This is a genomic window from Bacteroides muris (ex Fokt et al. 2023) (assembly GCF_024704895.1).
GTDB lineage: Bacteria > Bacteroidota > Bacteroidia > Bacteroidales > Bacteroidaceae > Bacteroides > Bacteroides muris.
On the sequence record NZ_JAMZEE010000024.1, the window covers coordinates 26,282 to 38,964 of the forward strand.

Here is a 12,683-nt window from a genome sequence, read left to right on the forward strand (position 1 = left end):
ACTGCATTACATGCCTTGCAAACTCCGCACAAAAAAAGCCTTTTCTCACGAAATGGCTTTTCTTCGTTCAATTACAGTCAAAAACAAAAAACTGTAAATGGAACACAATTTAAGATGAAAAAAAGGGAAGTCTCACGACTTCCACAATTCTTCTAACCTTAAATCTAAATCTCTATGAAAAAAACGTGATGCAAAGATAATGGTTTATCTCACACAACGTTATTAATAAACTATATAAAGAAGCTGAAAATATTTAAAATTTACTAATGGATGCGGTTATCAATGACTAACTACCGACAAAAGCTCGGCATAAATAGGATTAAGTTTCAATAGTTGCGGCACTCCTGTCATAAACATCTGCTTACGGGCACGAGTAAGGGCAACATTCAATTTCCGGTCAATCCAAGTACCGTTTTCCTCCGTCATATTTGCCAGAAACTTCAACTGATAAGCCCGATTCACACAGAAAGAGTAGATAATGACATCCCGTTCGCTACCTTGGAAGCGTTCCACGGTGTCTACCAATATATCCTCCAAAGGAGCAATACCCAAAGTGGCAATCTCTTTCTTAATCAAGGCTATCTGACTGCGATAAGGAGTAATTACACCTAAAGTGACAGCCGGATTGAAACCGGAAACAGCAGCATACTGCCGGTAGATGGCCGCTGCCAACCGTGCCACAATCCGCGCCTCCGAATGGTTCATCTTGGCCGACTGTGCCGGCGGTTCGACTGCGGAAGGCAGAAAAGCGACACGACGAGTCAACAAATCGGCAAATTCACAATCACACAACTCAGGAGCAAGGCTCAGCTCGCCCTGCTGGTGTGGCAGACCAACCGGCTCCAGCAGACCACCATAAAAAGCCTGGTTAGGAAACAAAGCTACTTCGATATTCATGCGCCCCTGACGGCAAAGCATGTCATAAGAGGGATGAGGGATAAGGGATGAAGAATGAGAGGTTGATGCCTGGCGATTGACACCCTCTCTGGACAGGTTTCTATAAAGGCGTTCGAAAAGGGAATCTTTCAAATTATACAATCCGATGGCCTGCAATGCTTCGTCACACACTTCCGACTGTTGGGACGACTGCAAGACCACTGCAGGCAGCTGCTTATGGTCACCTATCAAAATAAATTTGCCAATGGCATCCGCACCTGCGGGATTGCGGGTACAGAGCACCCCCAGCAGTTGTGGTTCCAAAATTTGGGTAGCCTCATCCACAATCGCTACATCAAAAGTCTTCAACCGAAAAAGCTCGGTCTTGGAAGAAAGCGTGGCAACCGTACCGACAAAAACACGGCAACGGGCAATGCGCTCCTGCACCTGCCGCCGAGTGGCACAAGATTCCAGCACATTCTCAATCAGATACGGACGGAATGACTCGTCGCAAGACAACTCACTGCCTAGACGGATAAAGTCAATTTCCGGCTCAATGGAGGCCAGCGCCTTACTGATTTCGTCTACCGCGCGATTGGTATACGAAAGCAGCAGAATCTGTTTCCCCTCCCGGTAAAAGGTCTCTACCATGCCTCGCAGCGCGCGGGAGGTCTTGCCAGTACCCGGAGGACCGATTAAAAGGAAATAGTCACGGGCAGCCTGCGCTTTCAAAGTAATCCGCGAAAAATCATCCGGAGCGGTCGCAATACTGGCATCCAAAGAAGCATCGAATTCGGGAGGGCGCTGCCCCAACAACAAGTCACGCCGTCTTTGGGTGGCAGAAAGAAAAGCGGAAAGTCCCAGATACATGCTACGGAAGGAGGTGTCCATATAGTCGTGCTCAATGGCATAGAGACTAGCAGCAGGCAATACACCCGCATTCTGCTGAGTAGCACGAAGGCGGATGCAGACTTCGTCATCGGATATGCGCTCTATATTGCCTTTAAACACCATCTTGTTGGTAACGTTGTCGGTATCCTTATTCCGTTCATAAAGAACCACCGCATCACCTTGACGGAAATTGGGAAGAACCCGCTCCTGCCGGGAAACAACTATTTGCGTCGTTCTGAGTGACAAATACGGCTTATGCGCATCTGCCGCATGATTCTCGCAAATAGTCAAATCGTACAGAATTTCACCTGCCTCACATTTCTCAGCCAGAGTGGAAAGCCAGAGGGCGGCAGCACCGGTACGTCCTTCATAATCCACATCTCCAGATTTGGAGGTATAAAGTTCCTTAGTTATAAAGTTATAGAGCGTATAGAAATAGCTTTGCTCTAACGACGAAAGCGAACAAATGCGTTGTGCTACAGCATCGATAGAAGGATAAAGGAAACGTTTCCACAAGGTATTGTCCAAACCGCGCTCGTTCAAGGTGTCCGGACGAATGTCTTTCAGGCGCTCTGCCGTATACTGCGGGCTATTCCGTAACTGGATGCCATATTCATTGGCTACAATCCGGTTACGCACATCCATCACGCGGCGCACCATTGCCCACGAAGGACGCGCCGGATAGAGCAACGGATAACGGGTATAGAGCAGATAAGCCTTTACACGCCGATGGTCCATTCCCATAGAATACTCCAACACAGCCTGATAGAGCAACATCTGCACCTTATTATTTTCTTTAGGCTCCACCTTGCCCCGAATGGAATACTCGTCCGCCTTGCCTGACTTCATTTCAATGAACGACGTCATATCCCGCTGCATGTAGTCCAGACGCCCTTGCAAGCCCAATGCTTCACAAATGTAAGAAGGTTCCAGCACGGCATCAGTCCTATCGAGCTCATAGCCGGATGCACGGAATGTTTCTGTCACTGTCTGACAGATATTGTCGAAATGGCGCTTGCAATCAGAAAAGAATTCAGCTTCTTTCTCCCGGTCGCGCAGGTCGCCACATGCTGCCAGTTCGATAGGGTAAGAACGGAAGGCCTTCTTCATGCATGCCAGATAATCGGGTACCTCCTTGGCATGAATCCATTCGTCCAGAAAAAGGTTGGCAATATTACCCAACAGTAACGGACGGGTATTGTCCGGCGACTGGAGCCGTGCCAGGATATAGTTAGCCGGATGATGCCCATAATCCTTGAAACATTCGGCAAGCGAACTGATGTCTATCAAGTAATCGGGCTCAAGTATAATAAAGGAAGGAGTGAGTATGCCGGCTTCGTCCACCGCAACATCCAGCAGATTGATCTGGGCATGCCGCCACAGAATCCGGCAGGTTTCTGCAAACTCTTCATTAATTTGAGGTACATTGTAACGGACACGCAACGGCTCATCGGCCACAGTATCTACAGGTAATACATACAAACAGGTATCATCGGCATACTGAAAACAGACACGCATGCGCTTTATCCGCTCTTTGGCGGGCGGCGCCACTATATAGGTGGCATCCGCACGGGGTAACAGGCGATAGAGATCCGCAGGTATCTCCTCCCCCGTCAAGCGCTTTACAAAGAATGCCAGCGTTTTGGCATCACGCAGCAATTGTTCACGTTGCGGCTCTGCCTGGCGGTTCAAGATAGCATTGGAAGTCAGCCGGAAAGTATGCAGACGATTTTGCTCCACGGTGGAAAGCCCAGCCTTCGAAGCCACGAAACTGATACGTGCAGAAAGGTCTGTCATCTGCAAACTGCTGTCAGGCATCTGTGTACGGCACAAACGCTCCAACAACTCGCGCAATTGCCGATAGGCCACGTCCAAGGAGATTTCCTCACCGCGACAAGCTTCCAGCAATATACTAAAATATTCCTTTACTTCACAATCCATCATTCGTCTGTCTCCACTTCTTCCACTTCATCAGTCTTTTTATCCTTTATCATCAGGATACTCAACTCATAGAGCAGATAAAGCGGCACCGCCACTACTGTCAAGGTAAACGGGTCACCGGTCGGAGTAATGATGGCCGAGGCAATAACAATAATGACAACAGCATGACGGCGGTATTTCCGCAAGAAACTCTTGTGTACCAGTCCCAGCAAGGAAAGCAACCATGTCACCAGCGGCAGTTCGAACGCCAGTCCCATGCAAAGCACCAACATCATGAAATTATCGATGTACGAGTTCAGGGAAATTTGATTCTCGATGGCCGCACTCAACTGATAGGTGGACAGGAAACGCAAAGTCAGCGGATAGACCATAAAATACCCCAGCAACACACCCATGAAGAACATCACCGTACCTATACCCAGCGCTTTCCTCACCCCTTTGCGCTCGTTTGGATAGAGGGCTGGACTCACAAAACGCCAAATCTCATAGAAAATATAAGGAGCAGCCGTTACCACCGACATCCAGAAAGCGGTAGACATGTGGACAAAGAACGGTGCGGCAAGATTGATATTGACAAGCTTCACATGAAACTCCTGAGTAAAAAAATCATCCTGCAAATCCAGTTTCTGCCCAATCCAACGCAGCAAGTCATAGAAAATGAAATCATTATGGCAAGGAGCCAGTATCACATTGTCAAACAGATAAGGCATGGCAATAAAATAACCGATAGCCAATACAAACCACACACCAAGTACACGGAACAACACTCGGCGCAATTCGTCCAAATGGTCCCAAAAGGTTAGTTCTTTTTCTGCCATAAAACTAATATATTTACGATTTGCGATTTATGATTTACGACTTAGGCGCGCAAGATGAAAGGCAACAAGTCTGTACATACTCCTGAAGTTTACAGAGTATCAAATCGCAAATTGTAAATCGTAAATCTTTTTATTTCTTCTCAGCCGGTTTATCCAGATCTTCCTGAGCCTTGCTTATTTCTTCTTTGGCTTCGTTCACACCATCTTTAAAGCTCTTCACTCCCTTGCCTAAACCACGCATCAGTTCAGGAATCTTCTTACCACCAAATAACAGCAAGATAACCAATGCAATGATTATCCATTCGGAACCGCTGGGCAGAAAGCCTAATAAAAGTAAGTTTGTCATAGTTATATCGGATTAATTATAATGCAAAGATAGGAAAATTAAGGATTAGGGGTGAAGGATTAAGGATTAATTTTATCACAATCCTTCACCCCTAATTCTCAATCCTTCCCTATCATCCTCTATTTCAGTCTTGATAATAAACACGTTTCACCCGAGTAGAGATACTTGTCAGCACCTCATAGGGAATCGTATCGAGTGCATCGGAAAGAACGGTTATAGGCAGATGGTCACCAAAAATTTCCACACTGTCCCCCTCCTTGCAATCAATGTCCGTCACGTCAATCATACAGACATCCATACAGATATTGCCTACATAGGCTGCCCGTTGGCCGTTTACAAGACAATAGGCATGCCCGTTTCCAATATGGCGGTTCAGGCCGTCGGCGTAACCGATGGGAAGAGCCGCTATACGCGACGGACGGGTGAGATGCCCTTTCCGGCTATAGCCCACCGTATCCTCTTCAGGAACATCACGTATCTGAAGGATGGTAGTCTTCAATGTGCTTACATTATTCATAATAGAATTGTCTATGGGATTGACACCATAAAGACCGATACCCAGACGCACCATGTCGAATTGCGCTCCCGGGAAACGTTCGATACCTGCAGAATTACAGATATGGCGAAGTATCTTATGCGAAAAAGCTCCTTGCAATTCCATGGACGCTTTTTCGAACATTTCTATCTGCCGACGTGTAAAACTGTCGAATTGCTGCGAATCGCTCCCTACCAAATGCGAGAAGACGGAACGGACAATCACGGCATTCTGTCCCTTCAGCCGTTCTATCAGCCGGGGCATATCCTCCGGAGCAAATCCCAGACGGTGCATACCGGTATCCAGCTTTACATGGATGGGGAAGTTTGTGATACCTTCCTTTTCCGCTTCTTTAATCAGAGCGTCCAGCAGATGGAAGCTATATACTTCGGGTTCCAACTTATAATCGAACATAGTCTTGAAAGCAGTCATCTCAGGATTCATAATGATGATGCTCGCAGTGATACCCGCTTTGCGGAGTTCGGAGCCTTCGTCGGCAACCGCCACGGCAAGATAATCGACATGATGTTCCTGCAAAGTCTTGGCTATCTCATAAGAACCCGCACCGTAAGCGGAGGCTTTCACCATGCAGACCAACTTTGTTTCCGGCTTCAGTTTGCCACGATAATAGTTCAGATTGGCAATCATCGCTCCAAGATTAACCTCCAGAATGGTTTCGTGCACCTTCTTCTCCAATACTTCCGTCAAGGAGTCAAAACCAAACTTACGCGCCCCCTTAATCAGGATAATCTCGTTTTCAAGGCAAAATTCCCCACGCTGGATGGCGTGTATCAAGGCTGCCGTATCCGGATAAAAGGTTTTCTCTATATTAAAGCGTGCAGCGCAGGAAGATATTTCATTTCCTACACCTATGATGTGTTCAATGCCACGGCTACTTACCAGCTGTGCCACTTGCCGGTAAAGTGCTGGTGTATTCTGACCGGTCTCCAATATATCCGAAAGAATCAAAGTCCGCCTCAATCCCTTACTTTGCGAACGGCGGTAAAGAAAATCGAGTGCAATATCCAATGAGCCAAGGTCAGAATTATAACTGTCGTTAATCAGCAGGCAGTTGTTTTTTCCCTCTTTGACTTCCAGACGCATGGCAATGGGTTCCAATCTTTCCATACGCTCCGTAATCCGTTCGGCAGGAAGCATCAGATAGAGACATGCGGCCAAACAGTTCAGAGAATTCTCAATGGAAGCATCATCTATGAACGGTAGAGTAAACGCATTGTCCATATCCAGATAGCGGTAGGAAATGACAGTACAGTTATCCTGTTTCTCGACTTTACTTATATATAAAGGACGTTCCATATCTTTCCGGCTCCACGCAATCTCACGTGCAGAAAGCATGGACTTCGCCACACAGTTGCTGACGAACTCATCGTCACCATTATAAATCACGACATCACAATTCTTGAAAAGCGTCAGCTTCTCCATGCATTTCTCCTGCAACGAGAAGAAATTTTCCTGATGAGCCCCTCCTATATTGGTCAGGATGCCTATGGTAGGCTTGATGATGTTCTGCAAAGCTCGCATTTCCCCCGGCTCGGAAATACCGGCTTCAAAAATAGCAAGTTCGGACTGTTCGTTCATCTGCCACACGGACAAAGGCACTCCAATCTGGGAGTTATAACTGCGGGGAGAACGGATAATGGCGCGTTCCGGACAGAGCAACTGGTGCAGCCATTCCTTCACAACAGTCTTGCCGTTGCTTCCCGTAATACCGATGACCGGTATCTGGAACTGATTCCGATGCTGTTCCGCCAGTTTTTGCAGGGCTTTCAGCGGATTGGAAACAATAAGGTAGTTGACAGTGGAAGATTGAAAATGGATAGCGGGTTGCTGCGCATCATTATCAATTTTCAATTCTCCATGCTCAATTAATCTAAAGCTTTCTTCGCTAAGCACAAAATTACGTACTCCACGGGCATATAAATCTGCGATATAGCGCGCACCATCATTCCTCTTGGTGGTCAAGGCAAAGAATAATGTTTCCTCAGGAAAATTCAGGGAACGGCTGTCTGTGAGCAGCCAGTCTATCGTAGCCGGCGCGTTTCCCACACGCCGTGCGCCAATACTTTCGGTTATGCTTTCAATCGAATACGACATATTTCTCTCTCTTTTTGGAAATCTAAGTACGGGTATTTTCCGTTAAGTTGGTCTATTTTTAACACAATTTGTCCTAAAAAACGCTTATACTCTTCTGAAGCGGGATAAAATGGTTTATGCGACAACATCTTACGGATATTTTCACTTTCTTCCATAATCCGTAACGCATCGGCAGAGATGCAGGAATGCACGAATCGCTCCCAGACATAATCGACAGCAAGCTTAGAAGGATGCGCCATATCGTCGGCATAAAAGCGATAGTCACGCAATTCGTCGAGCAGAAGCTCATAAGCCGGAAAGTAAAAGGCATGTTCCGGAAAAAGTGTCTGAAGTTGCTCGACAGCCAACAGCAAAGTTGCTTTACTTAGGTTATTGGCATGCAATCCATCGCGGACATGACGGATGGGACTAACGGTAAACAATACTTTCAGCTTAGGGTTTCGCAACAGTACATCCGACAACAAGTTCCTATAATCAAACACAATTTCATCCACAGAAAGCTTACGACGTGTAAACTTTGCCTCCGGTTGTTTGTGGCAGTTGGATACCACACGTCCACTCTCTTTGGACTCATAAACCCACGCCGTACCAAAAGTAAGCAGAAGGTAGTCCAATTGAGAGAAGGCAGCATGTGCCTCCCGTAGTCGGGTGTTGATGTTTTCCAACACTTTTTCCTTATCAGAAGAAGAAAATTCACCATGGTGCATAGGACTATGCCAAAGTTCACGAAAAAGAAAAAGTTCCTCTGTTCCATAACTCTTCCCGGCTTCTATCTCCCGCAATGCGACAGAGATGGAAAGTGGATTATAAATCACCCCGTACGGGTTAACATTACAACGGAATTTAATGTTCAGCAGCCTTTCCCCCATTTCGGCAGCAAAACAAGAACCGAGCAGCATCAAGTGGTCGGCATGCTTCATCCGGAACAATCCGGCAGGCAGTTCAACTGGGGTACGTAAGTTCATATGTCTTCACTACATTTTATGAGTCGTCATTTCAAGGCAACAAAGATAATGAAAGAAAGCTATGAAATAATTACAAAACGTAATCATTTTATGCCTGCAAACAGCCAAAACAAGAAAAGTACTCAGCCGATGAGCCACAATTACTACAGTACAGCCATGATAGAAGTTACGAAGCTCTTCCACAATGGCCCGTTCATTGTTCGCATCCAAAGAATTTGTAGCCTCATCAAAAAAAATAAATGCAGGATTCTTGAGCCTGTCTTGAATTTTGTTCAGCGTTCTTTTGAGAGTTCTTTTTGAGGAAAATTCAAACAGGCTCTAAAGTTCTGAAGTATTTGTTGAATACTTACTTTGGAACGCATATCCGCAAGCTTGATTTCACTTTTTTATTGCATGTACCCACAGCTTCCTTAAATGAAAAAGCCGTGTATTTACTTCATCTTTTGACAACAGCCAGACAAACTTTTGCCAATAAGTTGGCAAAAGTTTGACCGCATGTTGGCAAGACATTGCCAACATATCGGCAATAATCTGCCAGCTTATCGGAAGCATGCGGCAAAACACGCACCTATAATTCAGCATATTGGACACTTATTCTGCCCGCTCACAGCTTTTTCATTTGCAGGAGTTATCACTTCTCTCCGTCAGGAGTTAAAGAAGTCAGAGCCGATACTCTTGCGTATGTATTCACAGAAGTATCGGCTTTGGATACTGAACCCGAAGGGCAATCCCCCCTCTTAAACTCCTCCAATAAATGAAAAAGCCATGGAAGATGCGCGATTTTTTCTTGAAAAGCAAATAGCATCCGTTTTCTTTTGCTATTTTTGCATCTTGTAATCTTCAGATTAGAAATGAGAACAGAACCAACAACATATAACTTGCTTAACACCATTACATTTCCCGAGGATTTACGACAACTCAGCGTAGAAGAGCTTCCTGAAGTCTGTAAAGAATTGAGGCAAGACATTATAAAAGAGGTTTCGTGTAACCCCGGACATTTCGCAGCCAGCCTGGGCACGGTAGAGCTGACAGTTGCCTTGCACTACGTGTTCAATACTCCTTACGACCGTATAGTCTGGGATGTGGGCCATCAGGCGTATGGGCATAAGATACTGACCGGACGCCGCGAAGCATTCTCCACCAACCGTAAATTCAAGGGAGTCCGTCCTTTTCCTTCACCGGAGGAAAGCGATTATGACACATTCGCCTGCGGACATGCGTCAAATTCCATTTCGGCGGCTCTCGGCATGGCGGTAGCCGCAACCAAGAAGGGAGAAAAAGACCGGCGCGTAGTTGCCGTCATCGGTGACGGAAGCATGAGCGGCGGTCTAGCTTTCGAGGGACTGAACAACGCTTCGTCCACCCCCAACAACCTTCTCATCATTCTCAACGACAACGATATGTCGATAGACAGAAGTGTAGGTGGCATGAAGCAGTACCTTTTCAACCTGACTACCAGCAACCGCTACAACCAGTTGCGCTTCAAGACATCCAGGCTGCTGTTCAAAATGGGACTCCTGAACGAAGACCGCCGCAAAGCACTAATCCGCTTTGCCAACAGCCTGAAATCAATGGCCGCCCGGCAACAGAATATCTTTGAAGGGATGAACATCCGCTACTTCGGCCCCATCAACGGACACGATGTGAAAAACATAGCCCGTGTCCTGCGGGACATCAAAGATATGCAGGGACCGAAAATACTGCATCTGCACACCGTGAAGGGAAAAGGCTTCGAACCTGCCGAGAAGAATCCGGACATCTGGCACGCACCGGGCAAGTTCAATCCGGAAACCGGAGAACGCCTCAAGACAGATACCAGCAACTTGCCTCCGCTTTTTCAGGACGTGTTCGGGGAAACACTGGTAGAACTGGCAAAGGAAAATCCGAAAATCGTCGGAGTAACCCCCGCCATGCCCACCGGCTGCTCCATGAACAAGCTGATGGACGCCATGCCCGACCGTGCCTTCGATGTGGGTATCGCCGAAGGGCATGCCGCCACTTTCTCGGGCGGTATGGCCAAAGAGGGAATGCAGCCTTTCTGCAATATCTACTCTTCCTTCATGCAGCGGGCATACGACAATGTCATCCATGACATCGCCCTGCTCCGCCTCCCCGTCGTGCTTTGTCTGGACCGCGCCGGACTGGTGGGAGAAGACGGACCGACACACCACGGAGTTTTCGACTTGGCCTATTTCCGTCCGATTCCCAACCTGATCATATCTTCACCGATGGACGAACATGAATTGCGCCGCCTGATGTACACCGCACAGTTGCCGGACAAAGGTCCGTTCATCATCCGCTATCCCCGCGGACGCGGCGCATTGCTGGACTGGAAATGTCCGCTGGAAGAAGTACCCGTAGGCAAAGGGCGTAAACTGAAAGAAGGCAAAGACCTGGCAGTCATCACCCTCGGCCCCATAGGAAATGTAGCCGCTCGTGCCATAGAGCGTGCGGAAAAGGACAAAGGACTCTCCATAGCCCACTACGACCTGCGTTTTCTCAAGCCGCTCGACGAATCCCTGCTGCACGAGGTAGGACTCAACTTCCAGCATGTCGTCACCATAGAAGACGGCGTCAAAAAAGGAGGAATGGGCAGTGCCGTACTGGAGTTCATGGCAGACAATGACTATATTCCCCATATCAGACGTATCGGTGTACCCGATGCCTTTATAGAACACGGTACTATACAAGAGTTGCATCATCTTTGCGAGATGGACGAAGAGGGAATCTATAATATATTAATTAAGGACGATGATTGACGAATGAAAAAGTCCGGCTGCACCCATACAGCCGTCCGTAAGGAAACTCTTCATTCTTCATTCTTTATTCTCTAGAGCATTGTGAAAATAATTATTGCAGGTGCCGGCGCAGTAGGCACACACTTGGCTAAATTGCTGTCCCGCGAGAAGCAGGATATCATTCTGATGGACGATAACGAAGAAAGGCTGACTTCCCTAAGTTCCAACTTCGACCTGATGACCGTCGTGGCATCTCCCACCTCTATCAAAGGTCTGAAAGAAGTGGGAGCGGGAGAAGCCGACCTCTTCATAGCCGTCACCCCCGACGAAAGCCGCAACATGACCGCCTGCATGCTGGCCACCAACCTGGGAGCGGAAAAGACTGTGGCACGCATTGACAATTATGAATACCTATTGCCCAAACACAAGGAATTCTTCAAGAAATTAGGCGTGGATTCACTTATTTATCCAGAAATGCTTGCTGCTAAAGAGATTGTATCAGCCGTACGCATGAGCTGGGTGCGGCAATGGTGGGAATTCTGCGGAGGTGCCTTGGTACTGATAGGCACCAAGATGCGCGAGAAAGCCGAAATACTGAACATTCCCCTCCACGAACTGGGAGGACCGGAGATGCCCTACCACATAGTGGCCATCAAGCGGGGCAGCGAAACAAAAATTCCGCGAGGTGACGACACCATCCGCCTGCACGACATCGTCTACTTCACCACCACCCGCAAATACATCCCCTACATACGCAAGATAGCCGGTAAAGAAGAATATGCCGACATACGCAACGTTATGATCATGGGCGGCAGCCGCATCGCCGTGCGTACCGCCCAATACGTACCCGACTACATGCAGTTGAAAATCATTGAAAACGACTTATCCCGTTGCAATCGCCTGACCGAACTGCTGGACGACAGTACCATGATTATCAACGGTGACGGACGCGACATGGATCTCCTTGTAGAGGAAGGGCTAAAGAACACGGAAGCTTTCGTGGCTCTGACCGACAACTCGGAAACCAATATCCTGGCCTGCCTCGCCGCCAAACGCATGGGAGTTGCCAAGACCGTGGCCGAAGTAGAGAACATCGACTACATCGGCATGGCCGAGAGCCTGGATATAGGAACCGTCATCAACAAGAAGATGATTGCCGCCAGCCACATCTACCAAATGATGCTGGACGCCGACGTGAGCAACGTGAAGAGCCTGACCTTTGCCAATGCCGATGTAGCGGAATTCACCGTAAAGGAAGGCTCGAAAATCACCCGGCATGCCGTGAAAGACCTGGGCCTGCCCAAAGGAACCACCATCGGCGGCCTCGTCCGCAACGGCGAGGGAGTGGTAGTGACAGGAAACACTGTGATACAACCCGGTGACCACGTAGTGGTATTCTGCCTCAGCATGATGATTAAGAAAATCGAGAAATTCTTCAACTGAGAGACCCGATTGAAA

Annotated in this window: 7 protein-coding genes and 1 pseudogene; 2 read left to right on the plus strand and 6 right to left on the minus strand. The window is 47.7% G+C overall.

Annotated elements, in window-relative coordinates; genetic code table 11:
• Positions 1 to 279 precede the first annotated feature (279 nt).
• The 6 genes and pseudogenes from M1B78_RS10860 to M1B78_RS10885 form a co-directional block, all read right to left on the minus strand.
• A complete protein-coding gene (locus M1B78_RS10860) occupies positions 280 to 3,708 on the minus strand; it encodes a DEAD/DEAH box helicase (RefSeq protein ID WP_257940681.1) in 3,429 nt (1,142 codons plus the stop codon).
• Positions 3,708 to 4,526, minus strand: coding sequence for a twin-arginine translocase subunit TatC (tatC, locus tag M1B78_RS10865; RefSeq protein WP_136009888.1), 819 nt, complete (start codon positions 4,524 to 4,526; stop codon positions 3,708 to 3,710). Before tatC ends, M1B78_RS10860 begins: the two co-directional genes overlap by 1 nt.
• Positions 4,527 to 4,656: 130 nt before the next feature.
• Positions 4,657 to 4,872: a Sec-independent protein translocase subunit TatA/TatB gene (locus M1B78_RS10870; RefSeq protein ID WP_136009887.1), complete on the minus strand. Its 216-nt coding sequence runs from the start codon at positions 4,870 to 4,872 to the stop codon at positions 4,657 to 4,659.
• Positions 4,873 to 4,996: 124 nt separating this feature from the next.
• The gene (locus tag M1B78_RS10875; protein ID WP_257940671.1) at positions 4,997 to 7,522 is read right to left on the minus strand and encodes a bifunctional UDP-N-acetylmuramoyl-tripeptide:D-alanyl-D-alanine ligase/alanine racemase; all 2,526 of its coding nucleotides are present in this window, start codon (positions 7,520 to 7,522) and stop codon (positions 4,997 to 4,999) included.
• Complete coding sequence (locus tag M1B78_RS10880) at positions 7,498 to 8,487, minus strand: GSCFA domain-containing protein (RefSeq protein ID WP_136009885.1); 990 nt, start codon at positions 8,485 to 8,487, stop codon at positions 7,498 to 7,500. The genes M1B78_RS10875 and M1B78_RS10880 overlap by 25 nt, the downstream gene beginning before the upstream one ends.
• Before the next feature lie 9 nt (positions 8,488 to 8,496).
• Positions 8,497 to 8,739 (minus strand): annotated as a pseudogene (locus M1B78_RS10885) (hypothetical protein); the annotation flags it as partial.
• Between the two features lie 599 nt (positions 8,740 to 9,338).
• Between M1B78_RS10885 and dxs the strand changes: the two are divergent.
• Both dxs and trkA read left to right on the plus strand, forming a co-directional pair.
• Positions 9,339 to 11,246, plus strand: a complete 1,908-nt coding sequence (gene dxs, locus M1B78_RS10890; protein ID WP_257940672.1) for a 1-deoxy-D-xylulose-5-phosphate synthase — start codon at positions 9,339 to 9,341, stop codon at positions 11,244 to 11,246.
• Between the two features lie 81 nt (positions 11,247 to 11,327).
• Complete coding sequence (trkA, locus tag M1B78_RS10895; protein ID WP_257930636.1) at positions 11,328 to 12,668, plus strand: Trk system potassium transporter TrkA; 1,341 nt, start codon at positions 11,328 to 11,330, stop codon at positions 12,666 to 12,668.
• The last annotated feature ends 15 nt before the right edge of the window (positions 12,669 to 12,683 follow it).

What these genes read in the sequence shown, in the direction of transcription:
- M1B78_RS10860 (WP_257940681.1), bottom strand. Translation starts at nt 3,708, where the DNA reads ATGGATTGTGAAGTAAAGGAATATTTTAGTATATTGCTGGAAGCTTGT.
- tatC (WP_136009888.1), bottom strand. Translation starts at nt 4,526, where the DNA reads ATGGCAGAAAAAGAACTAACCTTTTGGGACCATTTGGACGAATTGCGC.
- M1B78_RS10870 (WP_136009887.1), bottom strand. Translation starts at nt 4,872, where the DNA reads ATGACAAACTTACTTTTATTAGGCTTTCTGCCCAGCGGTTCCGAATGG.
- M1B78_RS10875 (WP_257940671.1), bottom strand. Translation starts at nt 7,522, where the DNA reads ATGTCGTATTCGATTGAAAGCATAACCGAAAGTATTGGCGCACGGCGT.
- M1B78_RS10880 (WP_136009885.1), bottom strand. Translation starts at nt 8,487, where the DNA reads ATGAACTTACGTACCCCAGTTGAACTGCCTGCCGGATTGTTCCGGATG.
- dxs (WP_257940672.1), top strand. Translation starts at nt 9,339, where the DNA reads ATGAGAACAGAACCAACAACATATAACTTGCTTAACACCATTACATTT.